The sequence below is a fragment of the Kitasatospora griseola genome (genome assembly GCF_044999035.1).
GTDB classification, from domain to species: domain Bacteria; phylum Actinomycetota; class Actinomycetes; order Streptomycetales; family Streptomycetaceae; genus Kitasatospora; species Kitasatospora griseola.
This window is the reverse complement of sequence record NZ_CP173360.1, coordinates 2,031,317-2,051,820: the sequence shown is the minus strand read 5'-3', so window position 1 is coordinate 2,051,820 and position 20,504 is coordinate 2,031,317. Positions and strand designations below refer to the sequence as shown.

Here is a 20,504-nt window from a genome sequence, read left to right as displayed (position 1 = left end):
TTCGACGTCCGGTACAGCCCGGTTCGAGGCGGCCGGGCCGGCCGCCGCCGGGGCGGGGCCTTCCAACACGGCTGGATCGGACGTCGAAGCGCTCCGGCCACCCTTCCGGTGCCGGCCGGAGCCGGATGGACCGTCCGCGGCTGCCCGGCGCAGCGCGGGGTGAGGAACCGATGACGTGACAGAGATCCTGACCGACGACCAGGCGGCCCGTGCCGCCCTCGCGGCGGAGTCGGCCGGGCGGTACGCCCGGGAGGCGGACCGCGGCGGCGCGCTCGACCCGGAGACCGTCAAGGCGCTGACCGCGGCCGGCTACCCGCGGCACTTCGTGCCGGCCCGGTGGGGCGGCGCCGAGGGCACCTTCACGGAGCTGACCGCGGCGATGACCCGGGTCGGCCGGGCCTGCGCCTCCGCCGCCTGGTGCGGCTCGATGTTCGCCTACAGCGCCCGGTTCTCCGCGCACCTCCCGCTCGCCGGGCAGGAGGAGGCCTGGGGCGACAGCCCGGACGTGCTCTGGGTGTCCGGGCTGGTCCCCAGCGGCCGGGCGGAGGCCGTCGACGGCGGTTTCCGGCTGGACGGCCGCTGGTCGTACGTGAGCGGCGCGCTGTTCGCCGACTGGGCGCTGCTGGCCGGGCCGACCCCCGGGCCGGGCGCGCCGCCGCCGCGGTTCTTCGCCGTGCCGCGCGCCGATTTCGCGGTCGAGGAGAGCTGGGACACCGTCGGCATGCGGGCCACCGGCAGCCACACCGTGGTGCTGTCCGACGTGTGGGTGCCCGAGCACCGGACCGTGCCGCTGGCCGAGGTGGTGGGCGGGGTCAACCGGACCTCGGACCGCCCGCAGCACGCCGTCCCGCTGATGTCCCTGGGCGGGCTCACCTGCCTGGCGCCGGTGCTCGGCGCGGCGGCCGGCATGGTCGACGCCTACACGGCGCTGGTCGCCGCCCGGCGGTCCGCCCCCGGCGCCGGCCCGACCCCGCTGAACGACCAGGTCCTCGCCCGGGCCGCCGCCGAGGTCGACGCCGCCACCCTGCTCGCCGAACGGGCCGCACTGCTGCTCGACCAGGGCCGGGCCCGCCCGTTCGCGGCCCGCAACGCCCGCGACACGGCGCACGCGGCCCGGGTCCTGGTCGACACCGCGCACGAACTGGTCCGCACCGCGGGCACCGCCGCGCAGGACGCCGCGCACCCGCTGCAGCGCCACTGGCGGGACATCACGGTCGCCGCCACGCACGCCGCGCTGCGCTTCGACCGGATCGCCACCGCGTACACCGACGCCGTGCTCGCGGCCCGCTGAGCGGGGGCGGGAGATGGAGATCGGAATCGGCCTGCCCACCATGGCGGGCGAACTGACCGGGCCCGAACTGACCGAATGGGCCCGCCGGGCCGAGGAGTGCGGCTTCTCGACGCTGGCCGTGCTCGACCGGCTGGTCTGCGACGGCTGGGAGCCGCTGCTCGCGCTCGGCGCGGCCGCCGCGGTCACCCGCCGGATCCGGCTGGCCACCCAGGTGCTGGTCCCCGGCTACCGGGGCAACACGGCGCTGCTCGCCAAGCAGCTCGCCACCCTGCAGCAGCTGTCCGGCGGGCGGCTGGTGCTCGGCGTGGCGGCCGGGATCCGTCCCGACGACTTCGAGGCCGGCGGCACCGACTTCCGCCGCCGTGGCCGCGCGCTCGACCGGCTGCTGACCGACCTCGCCGCGTTCTGGGACGACGGCGCGATCGGCCCGCGGCCCGCGTCCGGCCCGCCCCCGGTGCTGGTCGGCGGCCGCAGCCGGGCCGCCCTGGACCGGATGGCCCGGCACGGCGAGGGCGCGGTGCTGGTCGCCTCCGCGGCGATGTTCGCCGAGCGGGCCGTCGAGGCCCGGGAGTGCTGGACGGCGCACGGCCGCCCGGGCCGTCCCCGGCTGGTCGCCCAGACCTACTACGCGCTCGGCCCGCAGGGCCCGGACGAGGCGCTGGACCACCTGCGCTCCTACTACGCCTTCGCCGGTCCGGCGGCCGACCTGATCGCCCGTACCGCGCTGACCTCCGAGGACGCCGTCCGGCAGGAGGTGGCCCGCTTCCGGCAGGCCGGCTGCGACGAACTCGTCCTCATCCCGTGCTCCACCGACGTCCGGCAGCTGGACCTGCTCGCTGCCGCAGTGAAGGAGAACGCATGACCCGCAGGACAGTCATCACCGGCATCGGCGTCACGGCGCCGGGCGGCGTAGGACGGCAGCCGTTCTGGGAGCTGATCAGCAGCGGCACCACCGCGACCCGGGAGATCACCAGGTTCGACGCCTCCGGGCACCGCTGCCGGGTCGCCGCCGAGTGCGACTTCGATCCGCTCGCGCTCGGCCTGACCCGCCAGCAGGTGCGCCGCACCGACCGGGTGTCGCAGCTGGCCATGGTCTCGGCGCTGGAGGCGGTCCTCGACTCCGGCCTGGAGATCGACGGTCGGCTCGCGGAGCGCACCGGCGTCGCGATCGGCAGCGCCGTCGGCGGCACCACCACCATGGAGTCGGAGTACGCGGTGCTCAGCAACTCCGGCGCGGACTGGCTGGTCGACCCGGCCTTCGCGGTGCCGCACCTGTACGACTACTTCCTGCCCAGTTCGATCGCCGCCGAGGTGGCGCTGACCACCGGCGCGCTCGGCCCGGCGTCCGTGGTCTCCACCGGCTGCACCTCCGGCATCGACTCGGTGGGCTACGCCGCCGAGCTGATCCGCGACGGCGACGCCGACGTGGTGATCACCGGGGCCACCGACGCGCCGATCTCACCGATCACCCTGACCTGCTTCGACGTCATCAAGGCGACCTCGACCCGCAACGACGACCCGGCGACCGCCTGCCGCCCCTTCGACCGCACCCGCAACGGCCTGATCCTCGGCGAGGGCGCGGCCGTCCTGGTGCTGGAGGAGTACGAGCACGCACGGCGGCGCGGCGCCCGGATCTACGCCGAGGTGGCCGGTTACGCCAGCCGCTGCAACGCCTTCCACATGACCGGGCTGAAGCCGGACGGCCGGGAGATGGCCGACGCCATCGACGCGGCGCTGGTCGAGGCCAGGGTCGCCCCGGACGCCGTCGACTACGTCAACGCGCACGGCTCGGGCACCAAGCAGAACGACGTCCACGAGACCGCGGCGGTCAAGCGCAGCCTCGGCGAGCACGCCTACCGCACGCCGATGAGCGGCATCAAGGCGATGGTCGGGCACTCGCTGGGCGCGATCGGTTCGATCGAGATCGCGGCCTGCGCGCTCGCCATGCAGCACGGGCTGGTCCCGCCGACCGCCAACCTGCACGAGCCGGATCCGGCGTGCGACCTGGACTACGTGCCGTTGGTGGCCCGGGAGCGCCGGCTGGACACGGTGCTGACGGTCGGCAGCGGGTTCGGCGGTTTCCAGAGCGCGATGGTGCTGACCGGAACGGGGCGTGCGGCATGAGCGAGGTCGTGGTGACCGGGATCGGCGTGGCCGCCCCCAACGGGGTCGGCGCCGAGGAGTACTGGAAGGCCGTCGTGGCCGGGGAGTCGGGCATCCGCCCGATCAGCCGGTTCGACACCGCCCGCTACCCGATCAAACTCGCGGGCGAGGTGCCGGAGTTCGACGCCGAGCAGGACTTCACCCGGCGGCTGATGCCGCAGACCGACCGGCTGACCCGGCTGGCCCTGTTCGCCGCCGAGTTCGCCCTGGAGGACGCCGAGATCGTCCCCGAGGAACTGCCGTCCTACTCGATGGGCGTCGCGGTCTCCAGCTCCACCGGCGGCCTGGAGTTCGGCCAGCGCGAACTGCAGGCGCTGTGGGGCACCGGCTGGGAGTCGGTCAGCGCCTACATGTCCTTCGCCTGGTACTACGCCGTGCACACCGGCCAGATCTCCATCCGGTACGGCATGCAGGGCCCCAGCGGGGTGGTGGTCTCCGAGCAGGCCGGCGGCCTGGACGCGCTCGGCTACGCCCGGCGCCGGGTCCGCAAGGGCACCGCGGTGATGACCGCGGGCGGCCTGGACGGGCTGATCTGCCCGTACGGGGTGGCGATCCAGTCGTCCACCGGCGAGGTCGGCACCGGCACCGACCCGGAGCGCGCCTACCTGCCGTTCCACCTGGACAGCGCCGGCCACGCGATCGGCGAGGGCGGCGCGGTGCTGGTGCTGGAGAGCCGGGAGGACGCCGAGCGCCGCGGGGCGCCGCGGCTGTACGGCACGCTCGCCGGGTACGGCGCGGCCTTCGACCCCGACCCGGCGGGGCCGGGCGGCGACGGGCTGGTGCGGGCGGCCCGGCAGGCGCTCGCCGACGCCGGGCGCAGCGCGCGGGACGTGGACGTGGTGTTCGCCGACGCGGCGGGCACCTCGGCGCTCGACCGGGCCGAGGCGGACGCGCTGTGCACGCTGTTCGGCGAGCGCGGCGTGCCGGTGGCCGCCCCGAAGGCGCTGACCGGGCGGCTGCTGTCCGGCGGCGGCCCGCTGGACGTCGCCACGGCGCTGCTGGCGATCCGCGACGGGCTGGTCCCCGCGGTGGCCGCGGCGCCGCCCGGCCGGGTGGATCCGCGGATCGACCTGGTGACGGGCGCCCCCCGGTCGCTGGAGATCGGCACCGCGCTGGTGCTGGCCCGCGGCCGCGGCGGCTTCGCCTCCGCGCTGGTGCTGACCGGGCCCTGAACGCGGTACGGCGGCCGGGCCGGGGAGTCGTGGGCTCCCCGGCCCGGCCGCCGCACCGAGCCGGGCTACCGCTCGGTCAGCACCAGTGGACCGTGGGTGCGCCGGGAGGGCCGCTTCGGGGCGTGGCGGAGCGGGGCCGGCTCGGACCGCTGGGCGGGCAGGATCCGCGCCTCGTGCGCCTTGTTCACGGCGTCCAGCCGGGAGACCGCGCCGAGCCGGCGGAAGACGTTGCGCAGGTGGCGCTTGACCACGGCCTCGCTGACCGACAGCCGATTGGCGATCTGGCCGTTCGTCAGGGCGGCCGCCACCATGGAGAGGATTTCTATTTCCAATTGCGGGATCTGGATATTGTTCCGCTGATTGTCGATGCGCCGGAGCCCGTCCCGGGGAATCGATATGATGACCCGGTCGGAATGGGTGGCGATCGCCCGCACGGCGGATTTTAGTTCCAGTGGCGTGGCCCGTCTGGGGAGATAGGCGGCGATTCCGAGGCCGAGCGCCTCCAGGGCGCGGTGCGAGGCGTCCGAGGTGTCGGCGAAGACCGTCCTGGCCCGGCAGTCGGGGCAGCGGAGGCTGGTCGCCGCGGCCTCGGCGAGGTGGTCGAAATCTCCGCTCAGCACGACCACGTCGACGCTTTCCGGGGAGACCGGGGGAGCCTGGTCGGAGGGGTCCAGGGTGGCGACGACCCGAATGTCGTCCTCCTCGTCGAGGAGGCGGCACAGGCCGTCCAGCAGCAGGGTGTGTTTACCGGCGAGTAGCACGGTGATCAGGGGGGTGGGACCCGGTCGGCCGACCCCTGGAAAGGGCGGTTCCACCGGATTGGAATGCGAACTGTGCGACACACTTCCCCCTCATGATTCGAATCGAGGCTGACGCTCAGCGGCCAAGTCTGTCGCACGTCTGTCAATAACGCAATTGCTTTGGTGATTGACCACGGGGAAATCAAGATATTTCCGTGATTACCGCCCGACTGTCCGCCATTGTCCGCAGTCGCCGGGCTGCGGTGAAGTGCTCAGCGCCGTTTTGCGGTGGGGATCACGTAGCGGGTGTACAGCAGGTCGCGGATCACGTCGTCGCCGCCCTCCACCAGGCCGACGTAGCGCAGGTCCCGGACCAGCTTGCCGATCAGGTGGTCATGCGTGTACCCGAGCCCGCCGAACAGCTCCGAGCCGATCGTCGCCACCTCCCAGCCGGCCTGGCCGCAGTACATCTTCGCGGCGAGCGCCGAACGCAGCGTGCCGGCCCGGTACAGCGCTGCCGCCGGGTCCGCCGAGGCCATCGCCCGGTCGAACTCCGCCGCGGCGGACCGGCACTGGTTGCGCATCACGTCGATCAGCATCTCCACCTGGCCGAGCTTGCTTGCGAACACCGCGTTGCCCAGCAGCGGCGCGCCCTTGACCTGCTTGGCCGCCGCGTACTCCATGGCGAGGTCCCGGATCCGCCGGCAGACGCCGATCGCGGTGGAGGCGATCAGGATCCGGCTGGCGTTCAGGCCGGCCTCCAGCAGCCGCAGCCCGTGCCCGCGCAGCAGGTTGGCCGCCGGGACCTCGCAGCCCGACAGCCGCACCTGGTAGGTGGCCGAGCCGCGCATGCCGATCATGTCCCAGCGCTTGACGATCTCGACGCCGGGGGTGTCGCGGGGCACCAGCACCACGCCGAACACCGCGTCGTCCTCCGCCGACCTGGCGGCCACCAGCAGGAAGTCCGCGGCGTCGGTGTTCGTGGCGAAGTACTTGTCGCCGTCCAGCACCAGCCGGTCGCCCTTGGCGGTGAACAGCGCGGCGGTGCGGCCTAGTTCGCTCCCGGCGTCCTCCTCGCTGACCAGGATCCCGCAGAAGCCGCCGCTGGCCGCCATCCGGCCGAGGTACTGCTCGGCCAGCGCCGGGGCGCCGTACAGCCGGAGCATCGTGGTGCCGAGTACCGAGAGGAACGAGGAGAAGGCGAATCCCGCGTCGGCGTAGGAGAGTTCGGACACGATGTCGACGCTGTCGGTCAGTGAGGCGCCGGCCGTGCCGTATTCGGCGGGCAGCCACCAGTTCGCGAGCCCGGCCGCGTGCAGGGCCGCCGACGCGGCGGTCGGGGCGGGGGGCTTGGAATCGAACCAGCGCTCCCGGCCCAGCAGCTCCCGCTCGGCGAAACCGCGGGCCCGGTCGATCAGTTCGGCATTCATCGGTGCTCCTCGAATTGGCTCTTCCCGACCCGGCGGTCGGTGATCGATGGGGTCGGCGGCCGGCGCCCGGGCCGCTCTCTCGGATCGGCGCGCCGCGTCGGGCGCCCGGCAGGATCCGAGGGAGCGGGCCCGGTGCCCGGCCGCCGGTGCTCACCCGGTGCGGAATCCGCGTCCGTTCTTGCGGCCCAGCAGGCCCTGGGCGACCGCTTCGCGCAGCAGCCGCGGCGGCTCGAAGTCGGGCTCGCGGTACGCCTCGTGCAGCTGCTCCAGGATCGCCAGCGAGACGTCCAGACCGATGGTGTCCAGCAGCGCGAACGGCCCCAACGGGAAGCCGAACCCGGACTCCACCGCGGCGTCCGTGCCGGCCGGGTCGGCATCGCCGCGCTCGACCGCGCGGACCGCGCGGGCCAGGTAGGCGAACAGCAGGTAGTTGACCAGGAAGCCGGTGCGGTCCGGCGACTCCACCACGGTCTTGCCGAGCCGCCCGCACAGCGCGCGGGCGGCGGCCAGCGCCGGCCCGCCGGTGGCGGGGCCGCGGACCAGTTCCACCAGCCGCATCACCGGCGCGGGGTTGAAGAAGTGCAGGCCGACCAGCCGCTCGGGCCGCCCGGCCGGCTCGGTGCAGCGCGCCACCGACAGGCTGGAGGTGGAGGTGGCCAGCACGGCGCCCGGCGCGCAGAGCGCGCCGAGCCGGGCGAACACCTCCCGCTTCACCCGCTCGTCCTCGGCGACGGCCTCCACCACCAGGTCGCAGTCGGCGAGCGGCGCCGGGTCCGCGCCGAAGCGGATCCGGGCCAGCGCGTCGGCCGCGTCCTGCCGGGTGGCGCGGCCGCGCCGCACCGCCCGGTCCAGCGAGCCGTCCACGCCGGTCCGGGCCCGCTGCGCGGACTCCGGCGCGCGCGCCACCAGCACCACCGGGACGCCCGCCCGGGCGGCGGCCTCGGCGATGCCGCCGGCCATCGTGCCCGAGCCCAGCACGCCCAGCCGGGCCGGCGCCGCGGCCCCGACCGGGTCCGCGGCGGAGGCCGGCCCGGCGTCCGGCCGGGCGGCGAGCAGGCCGGCGGCCGGGGCGAACGCCGGGTCGCCGGTGCGGGCCAGCAGGGCGACCAGCCTCCGGTGCACCCGGTCGGGGCCGAGCCGGTCGATGGCGCCGAACGGCCCCTCCGGCAGGCCGCAGCCCAGCCGCATCGCGGTGTCCAGATCGGCCCGGGAGGCGGCGCCCTCGTCGTGCAGCGCCACCGCCCGGTTGAGGTGGCCGAGCACCAGCGCCTCGGCGACGGCGTCGCACTGCTCGGCGAGCGCCGTCCCCGCCGCTTTCCGGCCGGGCGTCACGCCGAGGTCGCGAGGACGCCGTTGACCAGGTCGAGCAGGCCGCGCGGGGTGGTCGCCTCGGCGGTGCTCTCCTCCGGCAGCTTGATGCCGAAGTGCTGCTCCAGCTTGCTGGTCACGTCGATCACGGCCAGGGAGTCGAAGCCGAGGGCGGACAGCTCGGCGTCCAGGTCGTCGGCGGACAGGTCCGTCGAGTCCTCCTCGCCCACCGCGCGCAGCAGGAAGCCCCTCAGCTGGTCGAACGTCAACTCGGACACGGCAGTACCGCCTTCGCTCTCATGGGTGGTCGGGTCACGGTGCAGGTTCTCGGTGTACTGGCGGGCCACCGCGATGGTGGCCCGGCTGTTCGCGCCGAGCGCGGCGCGGACCGCGGCCCGGGCGTCGGCGAGGGTGCCGGGCGGCTGCGGCAGCGAGGCGAGCTTGCCGGGGTCGATCACCACCCGGTGGCGGGAGGTCACGGTGACCAGGCCGTCGCCGGCCGCCTCGAAGGCCCACTCGCCGGTGTGCGCGGCCAGCACGCCGGGCAGCCGGGTCTGCTTGTAGGCGATCAGCGTCGGCGCGAGGCAGACCCGGCCGGAGCGGGTGGTGTGCACCGAGCCGTCCGGGGACCTGGTGTCCATCTCCATCGACTGCAGGCCCGGCTCCTCCTCGCGGACCTCCATCCGCAGCACGTGCGGGATCCGCTCCGGCCACTTCGCCAGGTCGCGGACGAACTCGTAGGCGTCCTCGACGGAGCCGGCGAAGGTGTCGGAGTCCTCGAACGCGACCAGCAGCTCCGGCTCCTCGGCGGTGCGCTCCACGGCGGCCTTCAGGGCGGCCAGTTCGGAGGTGCTGTTGGCGTCCACGGCGGAGGCGATCCGGGCCCGGTTCTCCGGGGTGTCGCCGACCGCCCGGTAGTGGTGGTCCAGCTCCACCGTGCAGGTCCCGTCCGGGCGGCCGGTGATCCGCCAGGCGCCGCCCATCGCCGCCACCGGGTCGCGCGGGGTGGTCTGCTCGAACTCGACGGTCAGGGCGGCCTCGTCCAGCGTGCGGGCGGAGGTCCAGGTCCGGAGCTCGCCGTTGGCGAGCGCCCAGATCCGGATCACCTGCGTGCGGTCGTCGCCCGACACCAGTTCGGCGCGGACGGTCGGCGGGAAGTACAGCGGCCAGGAGGTGACGTCGGCGACGACGCGGTACACGGCCGCGGCGGGGGCCGACACCTCGATCCGGTGGGTCGTCCGGATGGTGGTCACGATTGCGGGTGCCTTCCTGTTGCGAGGGTCCGAAGGATGGGGTGTGCGGGCGGGTCAGAAGTTGCCGAGGCCGCCGCAGACGTTCAGGGCCTGTGCGGTGATCGCGTCGGCGGTCGGGGTGACCAGGTAGCCGACCAGGCCGGCCACCTCCTCCGGGGTGCTGTACCGGCCGAGCGGGATCTTGGCGGTGAACTTCGCCAGCACCTCGTCCTCGGTGACCTCCCAGTGCTGCGCGTACCCGGCCCGGATCCGCTGGGCCATCGGCGTCTCCACGTAGCCCGGGCAGACCGCGTTCACGGTGATCCCACTGCCGGCCAGCTCCAGGCCGAGGGCCTTGGTGAACCCGACCACGCCGTGCTTGGACGCCGAGTACGGCGCCCCGTACACCACGCCCTGCTTGCCGGCGGTCGAGGCGATGTTCACCACCCGGCCCCAGCCGCGGCCGCCCAGGCCCGCGCCGAGCACCTCCCGGGTCATCCGGAAGACGCTGGTCAGGTTGGTGTCCAGGACGTCCTGCCACAGCTCGTCCGGGACCTCCGCGGTGATCCCGCCGCCGCTGCGGCCGGCGTTGTTGACCAGCACGTCCAGCGGGCCGAACGCGTTGGCCTCGGCGACGGTGCGGCGGATGTCGGCGACGTCGCGGACGTCGCAGGCGGTGCCCGCCGCGCGCACGCCCTCGGCGCGCAGCTTCGCCACCGTCCCGGCGACCGCGTCGCCGTCCCGCGCGCACAGGAAGACCGCGGCGCCGCGCCCGCCGAGCTCCCGGGCGACGGCCAGTCCGATGCCGCTGGTCGCGCCGGTGACCAGGGCCGTACCGCCTTCTCGAAGTTCCATCGGACGCCTCTCCTTCACGATGTCGTCGGTCGCGCCCGAGCCTGGCAGGGGCGTTTGGAGAACGGATCCAGAGCGCTTCTCGCGCTCCGGCGGGCCGGGCCCGGATGAACGCGACCAGCAGGTCCGGGGTCGGGTTCTCGATCACCACCTCGGCGGGCAGCCGCAGGCCGGTCACCGCGTTCAGCCGGTTGCGCAGGTCGACCCCCAGCAGCGAGTCGAAGCCGAGCTCCTTGAACGGCGTCCCCGGCTGGATGTCCTCGGCGCCGCCGTAGCCCAGCACCTCGGCCGCCTGGCCCCGCACCAGCTCCAGCAGGTCCGCGCCGTCGGGCCCGGCGGCGCTCCGCTGCGCCGGCTCGGGCCGGGCGGCCGCCACCACGGGCGCGGCCGCCGCCGGCCGCAGGTCGCCGAGCAGCCCGCCCAGCCGGCCGCCGCGCGCCGCCGCCGCGTCCAGCGCGATCGGCACGGCCAGCGCCCCGCCGCCCGCCAGCGCCCGGTCGAACAGCTCCAGCGCCCGGCCGGTCGGCATCGGCAGGATCCCGGAGCGGCCCAGTCGGGCCACGTCCTGCTCCGACAGGTGCGCGGTCATCCCGCTGCGCTGCTCCCAGAAGCCCCAGGCCAGGCTGGTGGCCTCCAGGCCGAGCGCCCGGCGGTGCTGGGCCAGCGCGTCCAGGAAGGTGTTGGCCGCCGCGTAGCTGCCCTGCCCGGGGTCGCCGAGCACGCCCGCCGCGGAGGAGAACAGGACGAACGCCGACAGGTCGAGGTGCGCCGTCAGCTCGTGCAGCGCCCACGCCGCGTCCGCCTTCGGCCGCAGCACCCGGGCCAGCCGGGCCGCCGTCAGGCCGGTCAGCAGGCCGTCGTCCAGGACGCCCGCGGCGTGCACCACGGCGGCGGGCGGGTACTGCGCCAGCAGCGCGCCCAGCGCCTCCCGGTCGGTCAGGTCGCAGGCCTCGACGACCACCTCGGCACCGCGCGCCGCGAGGTCCGCGGCCAGCTCCCCGGCGTTCTCTGCGTTCGGGCCGCGGCGGCTCACCAGCAGCAGCCGTCGCACCCCGTGCCGGTCCACCAGGTGCCGGGCCAGCGTGCCGCCCAGCCCGCCCGTCCCGCCGGTCACCAGCACCAGGCCGTCCGGGTCGAGCCGGCGCGGCAGGGTCAGCACCATCTTTCCGCGGTGCCGGGCCCGGCTGAGGTGCCGCAGCGCCTTCGCGCCGTCGTGGACGTCCCAGGTGGTCAGCGGCGGATGCCAGAGCGCCCCCCGTTCGAACAGGGCGATCAGCTCGTCCAGCACCTCGCCGATCCGGTCCGGCGCCACTCCCAGGATGTTGTAGGCCTCGTAGTGGACGCCGGGGTGGGCGGCCTCGGTCGCCGCCGCGTCCCGGATGTCGGTCTTGCCCATCTCGGCGAACCGGCCGCCGTCGGCGAGCAGCCGCAGCGAGGCGTCGATCGCCTCGCCCGCCAGCGAGTTGAGCACCACGTCGACGCCCCGGCCGCCGCTGGTGCGGTGGAAGTGCGACTCGAAGTCGAGGGTGCGGGAGGACGCGATGTGCGCGTCGTCCAGGCCGAGTCCGCGCAGCAGGTCGTGCTTGTCGGGGCCCGCCGTGGCGTACAGCTCCGCCCCCAGGTGACGGCAGAGCTGGATCGCGGCGAAGCCGACGCCGCCGGTCGCGGTGTGCACCAGGACCGACTCGCCGGGCTTCACCCCGGCGATCTCCACCAGGCACTGGTAGGCGGTGATGTAGGTGATCGGCACGCCCGCGGCCTGCGCGAACGACCAGTCGGCCGGGATCGGGCGGACCATCCGCGCGTCGGCGACCGCGACCGGCCCGAGCGAGCGCTCGAACACGCCGAACACCCGCTGACCGACCGCCAGACCGGTGACGGCGGAGCCGACCTCGGTCACCACGCCCGCGCCCTCGCTGCCCATGGTCCTCTCGCTGGCGACCAGGCCCAGGCCGACCGCGATGTCGCGGAAGTTCAGCCCGGCGGCCCGCACCGCGATCCGCACCTCGCCCGCGCCCAGCGGCGCGTCGGCCTCCGGGTGCGGCAGCAGCGCCAGATTGTCCAGAGTGCCCTTCGTCGTCACGTCCAGCCGCCAACTCCCCTCCTGCGGAGGATCGTTGAGGTCCGCCGGGGCCGGCTCGGCCAGCCGCCGGGCGTACAGCCGCCCGGCCCGGACGGCGACCTCCGGCTCGCCGCAGGAGAGCGCCGCGGGCAGCGCCGCCGCCGACGCCGGGTCCGCGTCCAGGTCGACCAGCAGCACCCGGCCCGGGTGCTCGGCCAGCGCGACCCGCAGCAGCCCGGTGACCGCCGCCTGGGCGACCCCCGACACCGGCTCGCGGCCGACCACGGCCTGCGCGCCCCGCGTCACCACCGCCAGCACGGACCCGGCGAACCGGGGGTCCGCCACCCAGCGCTGCAGCGCCTCCAGCGCCGCCGCCGCGCCCTCGCCCGGCAGCGCGCCCGCCGGGTCGAAGGACACCGCCACCACCGGCGGCACCGGATCCGGCAGCGCGTCCAGGTCCGGGTACGCCGGGCCGGAGCCCAGCCCCCGCCCGACCGCCGCCCACCGCAGGGGCTCCGGCGCCGGCCCGTCCTGCACCGGCCGCCACACCACCTCCAGCAGCTCCCCGCTCTCGTCCGCGACCGGCCGCAGCGACAGCGAACCCACCGACGCCACCAGGTCGCCCCGCTCGTCGGTGGCCACCAGCGCGCAGCGCCCCTCCTCGACCGTCAGCGCCACCCGCAGCACCGCCGACCGGGTCGGACGGAGCGTCACGTCCCGCCAGGAGAACGGCAGCCGCAGCCCGGTGGAGCGCAGCACGGCCGGGTGCAGCGCCGCGTCCAGCAGCGCCGGGTGCGGGCCCGCCCACTGCCGTCCGTCCCGCACGCCCGGACCGGCCTCGACCTCCGCGAACAGCTCGGAGCCGCGCACCCACATCGCGCGCAGCCCGGTGAACGACGGGCCGTACCGGTAGCCGCGGGCCGCCAGCGCCGGGTAGGCGTCCCGCAGGTCGACCGGGGTCGCGCCGATCGGCGGCCACACCGCGGGGGCCGGCCGCGGCGACCCGGCCCGGGCCGCGAGCACGCCGCCCGCGTGCTCCTGCCAGGACCCGTCCGGCGCGGTGCGGGCACTGATCGAGACCGTCCGGCGGCCCGCCGGGTCCGCGGGCCGCACGACCACCCGCAGGTCCGCCTCCGCCGCGGCGGGCGCCGGCAGCGGCGCGGTCACCGTCAGCTCCTCGACGGCGGGCAGGCCGAGCCGGGCGCCGGCCTCGGCCAGCAGCTCCAGGAACCCGGTGGCGGGCAGCAGCACCGCGTCGCCGACCCGGTGGTCGGCCAGCCACGGCTGCCGGGCCGCGGACAGCGTCCCGGCCAGCACCGTGGAGCCGTCCGGCAGGTCCAGCGCGTCCGGCAGCAGCGCCGGGCCGGACGGCCGGGCCGGACCGGACGGCTCCAGCCAGTGCCGGGCCCGTTCGAAGCGGTACCCGGGCAGCGCGACCGGCCGGCCCGCGGGCTGCGCGGCCGTCCAGTCGACCGACACGCCGGCGCCGTGCGCGGCGGCCGCGGCCGCCAGGAACTGGCCCGCGCCGCCGCTGCCCCGGCGCAGCGTGCCCAGCACGGTGCCGTCCGCGTGCAGGTCGTCGAGGATCTCCTGGACGCCCAGGGTCAGCACCGGGTGGGGGCTCATCTCCAGGAACACCCGGTGCCCGGCCCGGGCGAGTTCGCGCACCGCGGGGTCGAACAGCACCGGGTTGCGCAGGTTGTCGAACCAGTACCCGGCGTCCATCGGGGCGCCGTCGAGCAGCCGCCCGGTCAGCGTGGAGGCCAGCGCGACCTCGGCGGGACCGGCCGTCACGCCCGCCAGGTCCTCGGCGAGGGCCTCGCGCAGCACGTCCATGTCGGCGGTGTGCGAGGCGTAGTCGACGTCGATCCGGCGGGCGTCCACGCCGTCCCGCTCACAGGCCGTCAGCAGCCGCTCCAGGGCGGCGCTCTCGCCCGCCACCACGGTGATCGCCGGGCCGTTCACGGCCGCCACCGACACCGCGCCGCCGAAGCCCGCCAGCAGCTCCCGGGCCCGATCGGCGGGGAGCGGCAGCGACACCATGCCGCCGGTGCCCGCCACCGCGCGCAGCGCCCGGCTGCGCAGCGCGACGATCCGCGCCGCGTCCGCCAGCGACAGCACCCCGGCGACGTGCGCCGCGGCGATCTCGCCCTGCGAGTGGCCGACCACGGCGGCCGGCTCGACGCCGACCGAGCGCCACAGCCGGGCCAGCGACACCATCACTGCGAACAGCGCGGGCTGCACCACGTCCACCCGGTCCGGCAGGGCGCCGGTCAGGGCGTCCGTCAACTCCCAGTCGCAGTACGGGGCGAGGGCCTCCGCGCAGGCCTCCATCGAGGCCCGGAACACCGGGTGGGAGTCGATCAGCTCGACCGCCATGCCCTGCCACTGCGAGCCCTGCCCCGGGAAGACGAACACCGGCCGCACCGGCCCGGCCGCCGCCTCGCCCCGGCCGACGGCCGGAGACCGGTAGCGGCCCGGCGCGGCCGGCGCCGGCCGGCCCTCGGCCAGCGACTCCAGGCCGGTCAGCAGCTGCGCGCGGTCGTCGGCGACCACGGTGCCGCGGTGCGCGAACCGGGTGCGCAGCGCCAGCGTGTGCGCGACGTCCGCGGCCCGCAGCCCGGGCCGGCGGTGCAGGTGCTCGACGAGGGCCGCGGCCTGGGTGCGCAGCGCGTCGGGGGTCGGCGCGGAGACCGTCCACACGTACGGGCCGGCGGCCTCCGGCGAGGGCTCCGGCTCGGCCTCGGCGGGCGGCTGCTCCAGCAGCAGGTGGGCGTTGGTGCCGCTGATGCCGAACGAGGACACCGCGGCGCGCCGCGGCCGCCCGGTCTCCGGCCAGGGCCGGGCCGCGGTGAGCAGCCCCAGGCCGCTGCCGTCCCACTCGACGTGCCGGCTGGGGGTTCCCACGTGCAGCGTCGCGGGCAGTCGGCCGGCCCGCATCGCCTGCACCATCTTGATCACGCCGCCGACCCCGGCGGCGGCCTGGGCGTGCCCGATGTTCGACTTCAGCGAGCCGAGCCACAGCGGCTCCGCGCCGCTCCGGCCGGCCCCGTACACGGCGGCCAGGGCGCGCGCCTCGATCGGGTCGCCGAGCGGGGTGCCGGTGCCGTGCGCCTCGACCGCGTCGACCTGGTCCGGGGTCAGGCCGGCCCGCCGCAGCGCGTCGCGGACGACCTGCTCCTGGGCGGGGCCGCTGGGCGCGGTCAGGCCGTTGCTGGCGCCGTCCTGGCCGAGCGCGCTGCCGCGCAGCAGCGCCAGCACCCGGTGGCCGCGGGCGGCCGCGTCGGAGGCCCGCTCCAGCAGCAGCAGGCCCGCGCCCTCCGCCCAGGCGGTGCCGTCGGCGGCGTCCGAGAAGGCCTTGCAGCGGCCGTCGGGGGACAGCCCGTGCTGGCGGCTGAAGTCGATGAACAGACCGGGGGTGGGCATCACGGCGACGCCTCCGGCCAGCGCCAGGTCGCACTCGCCCTGCCGCAGCGCCTGCGCGGCCAGGTGGATGCCGACCAGCGAGGAGGAGCAGGCGGTGTCGACGGTGACGGCCGGGCCCCGGAGGCCGAAGAAGTAGGAGAGCCGGCCGGAGGCGACGCTGGTGCTGCTGCCGGTGATCCGGTAGCCGCCGGCGTCCGCGCTGTCGTCGGCCAGCCGCGGGCCGTAGTCCTGGGCCATCGCGCCGACGAACACGCCGGTGCTGCTGCCGCGCAGCGCGCGCTGTTCGAGTCCGGCCCGTTCGAAGAGCTCCCAGGCGAGTTCCAGCAGGATCCGCTGCTGCGGGTCGATGCCGGCGGCCTCCCGGGGGGAGATGCCGAAGAACCGGGCGTCGAACCGGTCGGCGTCGGCGAGGAAGCCGCCGTGCCGGGTGATCGAGCGGCCGGGGGTGCCGGGGGTGGGGTCGTAGAGCGCGTCGAGGTCCCAGCCGCGGTCGGTCGGGAACGGCCCGATGGCGTCGCGGCCCTCGTCGGCGAGCTGCCACAGGTCCTCGGGGGAGCGCACGCCCCCCGGGTAGCGGCAGGCCATCGCGACGATCGCGATCGGTTCGTCGGGGGAGCGGGGTGCGGTGTCGGCGTCAGTCATCGCTGCAGCGGTGTCCTTCATCGGTGGGATGCCCGGGGGCTCTGGCTGGGTGCCGCGGCCCGCAGGGCTTCGATCAGCCGGGCCGGGGTGGGGTGGTCGAACAGCACGGTGGCGGGGACCTTCCGGCCGAGGTCGCGGGACAGCCGGGTGCACAGGGCGAGCGCGGCGCGCGAGTCCAGGCCCAGGTCGTTGAACGAGGCGTCGAAGTCGAGCGGGGCGCCGGCCGGCCGGCCGAGGATCTCCAGGGTGTGCCGGGGCACCAGTTCGGTCGGGTCGCCGCCGCCGGCCGGCTCCGCAGGCTCCTGCGCCGCCGGCTCGGCGGCCGGGGCGGCGGCGTCCGCCAGCCGGTACGGCAGGCGCTGGAACGCGTAGCCGGGCAGATCGACGGGCGCCACCGTCGGGCCGAAGTACGCCCGCCAGTCCACCGGCCGACCGAACACGTGGGCGGCGGCGGCCAGTTCGGCCAGCCCCCGGCGCTCCTCGGCGGTCGCCAGCGGCGCGGCGAAGACCTCCGCGCCGCCCCCGGCGACCTCCTCGGCCATGGTGCTCAGCCCGTGCCCGGGGCCGACCTCGACGAAGAACCGCCCGCCGAGGGCGTGGGCGGCGCGCACCGCGTCGCCGAACCGGACGGTCGCGCACAGGTGGTGCGCCCAGTACGCGGCGCTGCCCAGCTCCTCCGGTCCGGCGGGGGCGCCCGTGACGGCCGACACCACCACCGGGCCGGACGCCCGGTGGAAGGTCAGCTTCTCCGCGAAGGCGCGCAGCTCGTCCTGGATCGGGGCCATCAGCGGGGAGTGCCCGGCCCGGCTGATCCGCAGCGGCCGGGTGCGGCGGCCGAGCGCCGCGAACCGGGCGGCCAGCGCCAGCACCGGCTCCTCGGCGCCCGACACCACCAGCGAGCGGTCGCTGTTCACGGCCGCCACCCCGACCAGGCCGGACTGCTCGGCGATCGCCTCGCGCACCTCGTCCTCGGCGGCCTGCACCGCGACCATCGCCCCGCCCGGCGGCAGGCTCGCGATCAGCCGGCCGCGCTCGACCACGAACGCCGCCGCGTCCTCCAGCGACAGCACCCCGGCCAGATGGGCGGCGGTGATCTCGCCCTGCGAGTGCCCGACCAGCAGGTCCGCCGCGATGCCGCGGGACTCCAGCAGGCGGTACAGCGCCACCTCCAGGGCGAACAGCACGGGCTGCGCGTACTCCAGCCGGTCCAGCAGGTCCTCGCGGTGCCACGCCACCTCGTGCAGGCCGGTGCCCAGCAGCGGCCCGACGACCTCCGCGACCCGGTCGAAGGCCGCCGCGAACTCCGGGTGCGAGCCGTGCAGTTCACGGCCCATGCCGGTGCGCTGCATGCCCTGGCCGGGCAGCAGGAACACGGTGCCGCCGGTGCCGCGCAGCCCGGTGCGCACCCCGTCCGGGTGCGCGCCGCGGGCCAGCGCCCGCAGGCCCTCGGCGAGCTCCTCCGGGCCGGCGCCGACCACCGCGGCGCGGTGCCGCAGCCCGGCCCGGGTGACGGCCAGCGACAGACCGAGCGCCGCCGGGTCCGCGGCCCGGGTGCCCGACAGGTGCGCGGCCAGCCGCAGCGCCTGGCCGCGCAGCGCCGCCGGGGTGTGCCCGGACAGCACCAGCGGCACCGGGCCGGCCGGCCGGTCGGACCGGTCAGGTCGGTCGGCTGCGGCTGCGGCTGCGGGTGCGGGCGCAGGGTCGGGCGCGGGCGCAGGGTCGGGCGCGGGCGTGGGCGCGGCGCCCAGCACCACGTGGCAGTTGGTGCCGCCCAGGCCGAACGAGGAGACGCCGGCGACCGATCCGGGCCACGCGGTGCGGATGCGGCACACCGCCAGGCCGAGTGCCGCCGGGTCGATCGCCGGGTTGGGCTCGGTGTAGTGCAGGCTCGGCGGCAGTTCGCCGTGGTGCAGGCCGAGCGCGGTCTTGACCAGCCCGGCCAGGCCGGCCGCGCCCTCCAGGTGGCCGATGTTGGTCTTCACCGAGCCGACCAGCAGCGGGCGGTCCACGGGCCGGCCCGCGCCGAGCACCGCGCCCAGCGCGGCCGCCTCGACCGGGTCGCCGCTGCGGGTGCCGGTGCCGTGCAGTTCGACGTGGCCGACCTGCCGCGGGTCGACGCCGGCGTCCGCGTACGCGGCGGCCAGTACCCGCTGCTGGGCCTGCTGCCCGGGGGCGGTCAGGCCCGCGCCCCGGCCGTCGTTGTTGACGGCGCCGCCCAGCACCGTGCAGTAGATCCGGTCGCCGTCGGCGAGGGCCCGCGCCAGCGGTTTGAGCACCAGCACCGCGGCGCCCTCGCCGCGCACGATGCCGTCGGCGCGGGCGTCGAAGGTGCGGCATCGCCCGGTCGGGGAGAGCGCGCCGAGCGCCTCGACGACCGCGTCGCCCTCCGCGGTGGGGTTCAGCTGGACCCCGGCGGCCAGCGCCAGCGTGCTCTCGCCCGAGCGGATGCTGCGCACGGCCTGGTGGACGGCGACCAGCGAGGACGACTGGCCGGTGTCGGTCACCAGGCACGGCCCGTGCAGGCCGAACGCGTACGACAGGCGGTTGGCCAGGAACGCCCGGCCGGTGCCGGTGAGGGTGTACGCGGACAGCGCGGCCGGCCCGGCCGCCCGGGCGAGGAAGGCGTGTTCGTCCGCGCAGGCGCCGACGAACACGCCGGTGTCGGTGCCGTGCAGGGCGTCGGGGGCGATCCGGGCGTCCTCCAGGGCCAGCCAGGCGAGTTCCAGCAGCAGCCGCTGCTGCGGGTCGGTGGCGGCGGCCTCGCGGGCCGACATCCCGAACAGCTCGGCGTCGAACAGCTCGGTGTCCTCCAGGTAGCCGCCCGGCCGGCGGCCGGCCCGCGGGCCGGTGCCGGGGGCGACCGCGTCGCGGCCCTCGGCGAGCAGCCGCCAGAACGCCCGTCGGTCGGGGGCGCCGGGGAACCGGCAGGCGAGGCCGACGATCGCCACCGGCCCGTCCGGGGCCGGTGGTTGCTGCGGTGGTGCGGACATCTGTCTCCTCCGTTCGGCGGACCGCCGGGGCCGGGCGGGGACCGGTCCGGGCAGGCGGGTTCTGGGCGACGCGGGTCTCGGGCGGGCCCCGGGCGGGCCCGAAGCGGTCGGGGCCGGGTCCCGGGCGGTCGGGGCGGGTCTCAGGCGGTCGGGGCCGGGGCGAGCGGGCCGAGGACGGTGCGGTGGACGGCGGCGACCGCGTCCAGGTCGGCGCGGTCCCCGGACGGGCGGTCCGGCAGCAGCGGCAGGATCCGGCTGCGGCCGCGAAGCACCCCGGGGTGCCGGCGGGCCAGGGCGCTCAGGCTGTTGCCGGGGCCGGCCTCCACCAGCAGGCAGTCGTGGTCGGCGAGCAGCCGGTCCAGAGTGGGAGCGAACAGCACGGGCTCGGCGGCCTGCCGGGCCCAGAACACCGGGTCGACGGCCTGGCGGGCCGTCAGGACGCCCCGGGTGTAGGCGGAGTAGAGGGTCCGGCCGGGCGGGCGCAGCGGGGTCGCCGTCCAGTCCGGCATCGACTCCTCGACGGCGCCGTCGACCAGCGGGCTGTGGAAGGCCTGCCGGGCGAGGGCGTCCCGGCAGGCCACGCCGCGCTCCCGGAGCGCGTCGGCGGCCCGGTCGAGGTGGTGGCGTTCGCCGGCCAGCAGCAGCTGCCGGGTGGCGTTCAGCGCGGCCAGGTGGACGTGTTCGCCGAGCAGGTCGGAGACCTCGGCGAGGGAGGCGGCGACGGCGAGCATCCCGCCGGGCGGGGTGTCGGCGAACACCCGGATCCGGTTGCGCATCAGCCGGAAGCCGTCCTCGGCGTCCAGGACGCCGGCCAGCGTCGCGGCGGCGAGTTCGCCGACGCTGTGGCCGAGCATCGCGACCGGTTCGACGCCCCAGCCGAGCACGGTGCGGCCGAGCGCCAGGTTCACCGCGTACAGCAGGGGCTGGGCCACCGTCACGTCGTCGAAGGCGGCGGAGGGCTCGGCCGCCAGCCACTCGGCGCGCAGCCGGGGCCCGTCGGGGCCGAGCAGCTCGAAGGCCCGGTCCATCGCCGCGGTGAAGACCGGCGACTCGCCGTACAGGCCGGCGGCCATCCGGGGGTGCTGGGCGCCTTGCCCGGGGAACAGCAGGGCGACCCGCAGGCGGCCCTGGTCGGTCGGTGTCTCCATCGCATGCCTCTCGTCGCGCGTCGAAGGCATTGCAACGGGCCGGCATCC

The 20,504-nt window shown here is 76.3% G+C and carries 11 protein-coding genes and 2 pseudogenes; 4 read left to right on the top strand and 9 right to left on the bottom strand.

Going from position 1 to position 20,504, the window contains the following annotated elements:
* Positions 1 to 175: 175 nt before the first annotated feature.
* From ACI1MP_RS09315 to ACI1MP_RS09300, 4 genes are read left to right on the top strand one after another with little or no spacing between them, the layout of a single operon-like run.
* Positions 176 to 1,291: an acyl-CoA dehydrogenase family protein gene (locus tag ACI1MP_RS09315; RefSeq protein WP_404868309.1), complete on the top strand. Its 1,116-nt coding sequence runs from the start codon at positions 176 to 178 to the stop codon at positions 1,289 to 1,291.
* Between the two features lie 13 nt (positions 1,292 to 1,304).
* Complete coding sequence (locus ACI1MP_RS09310) at positions 1,305 to 2,153, top strand: LLM class flavin-dependent oxidoreductase (RefSeq protein ID WP_380344250.1); 849 nt, start codon at positions 1,305 to 1,307, stop codon at positions 2,151 to 2,153.
* Positions 2,150 to 3,415: a beta-ketoacyl-[acyl-carrier-protein] synthase family protein gene (locus ACI1MP_RS09305; RefSeq protein ID WP_404868308.1), complete on the top strand. Its 1,266-nt coding sequence runs from the start codon at positions 2,150 to 2,152 to the stop codon at positions 3,413 to 3,415. Before ACI1MP_RS09310 ends, ACI1MP_RS09305 begins: the two co-directional genes overlap by 4 nt.
* Positions 3,412 to 4,626, top strand: coding sequence for a ketosynthase chain-length factor (locus ACI1MP_RS09300; RefSeq protein WP_404868307.1), 1,215 nt, complete (start codon positions 3,412 to 3,414; stop codon positions 4,624 to 4,626). Before ACI1MP_RS09305 ends, ACI1MP_RS09300 begins: the two co-directional genes overlap by 4 nt.
* A 65-nt stretch (positions 4,627 to 4,691) precedes the next feature.
* Here the strand turns inward: ACI1MP_RS09300 and ACI1MP_RS09295 are convergent, their stop codons facing one another.
* The 9 genes and pseudogenes from ACI1MP_RS09295 to ACI1MP_RS09255 all read right to left on the bottom strand — a co-directional run bounded on the left by ACI1MP_RS09295 (position 4,692) and on the right by ACI1MP_RS09255 (position 20,456).
* Positions 4,692 to 5,387 (bottom strand): LuxR C-terminal-related transcriptional regulator, encoded by a 696-nt coding sequence (locus ACI1MP_RS09295; protein WP_404868306.1) that lies wholly within the window; start codon positions 5,385 to 5,387, stop codon positions 4,692 to 4,694.
* Positions 5,388 to 5,638: 251 nt separating this feature from the next.
* Positions 5,639 to 6,796: an acyl-CoA dehydrogenase family protein gene (locus ACI1MP_RS09290; RefSeq protein WP_404868305.1), complete on the bottom strand. Its 1,158-nt coding sequence runs from the start codon at positions 6,794 to 6,796 to the stop codon at positions 5,639 to 5,641.
* A gap of 150 nt (positions 6,797 to 6,946) precedes the next feature.
* Complete coding sequence (locus ACI1MP_RS09285; protein ID WP_404868304.1) at positions 6,947 to 8,128, bottom strand: 3-hydroxyacyl-CoA dehydrogenase NAD-binding domain-containing protein; 1,182 nt, start codon at positions 8,126 to 8,128, stop codon at positions 6,947 to 6,949.
* Positions 8,125 to 8,382 carry an acyl carrier protein gene (locus tag ACI1MP_RS09280; RefSeq protein ID WP_404870782.1) on the bottom strand — a complete coding sequence of 86 codons (258 nt, stop codon included), beginning with the start codon at positions 8,380 to 8,382 and terminating at the stop codon, positions 8,125 to 8,127. The genes ACI1MP_RS09285 and ACI1MP_RS09280 overlap by 4 nt, the downstream gene beginning before the upstream one ends.
* A gap of 150 nt (positions 8,383 to 8,532) precedes the next feature.
* Positions 8,533 to 9,303: pseudogene (locus tag ACI1MP_RS09275) on the bottom strand (aromatase/cyclase); the annotation flags it as partial.
* 108 nt (positions 9,304 to 9,411) lie between these two features.
* Positions 9,412 to 10,191 (bottom strand): SDR family NAD(P)-dependent oxidoreductase, encoded by a 780-nt coding sequence (locus ACI1MP_RS09270; protein ID WP_100586114.1) that lies wholly within the window; start codon positions 10,189 to 10,191, stop codon positions 9,412 to 9,414.
* Between the two features lie 115 nt (positions 10,192 to 10,306).
* Positions 10,307 to 16,261: pseudogene (locus ACI1MP_RS09265) on the bottom strand (type I polyketide synthase); the annotation flags it as partial.
* Between the two features lie 74 nt (positions 16,262 to 16,335).
* Complete coding sequence (locus ACI1MP_RS09260) at positions 16,336 to 19,308, bottom strand: type I polyketide synthase (protein WP_404868303.1); 2,973 nt, start codon at positions 19,306 to 19,308, stop codon at positions 16,336 to 16,338.
* A gap of 140 nt (positions 19,309 to 19,448) precedes the next feature.
* Complete coding sequence (locus ACI1MP_RS09255) at positions 19,449 to 20,456, bottom strand: acyltransferase domain-containing protein (RefSeq protein ID WP_404868302.1); 1,008 nt, start codon at positions 20,454 to 20,456, stop codon at positions 19,449 to 19,451.
* Positions 20,457 to 20,504: the final 48 nt, after the last annotated feature.

Coding starts and splice junctions, on each gene's coding strand:
- ACI1MP_RS09270 (WP_100586114.1), bottom strand. CDS start 10,191: ATGGAACTTCGAGAAGGCGGTACGGCCCTGGTCACCGGCGCGACCAGC.
- ACI1MP_RS09290 (WP_404868305.1), bottom strand. CDS start 6,796: ATGAATGCCGAACTGATCGACCGGGCCCGCGGTTTCGCCGAGCGGGAG.
- ACI1MP_RS09260 (WP_404868303.1), bottom strand. CDS start 19,308: ATGTCCGCACCACCGCAGCAACCACCGGCCCCGGACGGGCCGGTGGCG.
- ACI1MP_RS09300 (WP_404868307.1), top strand. CDS start 3,412: ATGAGCGAGGTCGTGGTGACCGGGATCGGCGTGGCCGCCCCCAACGGG.
- ACI1MP_RS09255 (WP_404868302.1), bottom strand. CDS start 20,456: ATGGAGACACCGACCGACCAGGGCCGCCTGCGGGTCGCCCTGCTGTTC.
- ACI1MP_RS09305 (WP_404868308.1), top strand. CDS start 2,150: ATGACCCGCAGGACAGTCATCACCGGCATCGGCGTCACGGCGCCGGGC.
- ACI1MP_RS09310 (WP_380344250.1), top strand. CDS start 1,305: ATGGAGATCGGAATCGGCCTGCCCACCATGGCGGGCGAACTGACCGGG.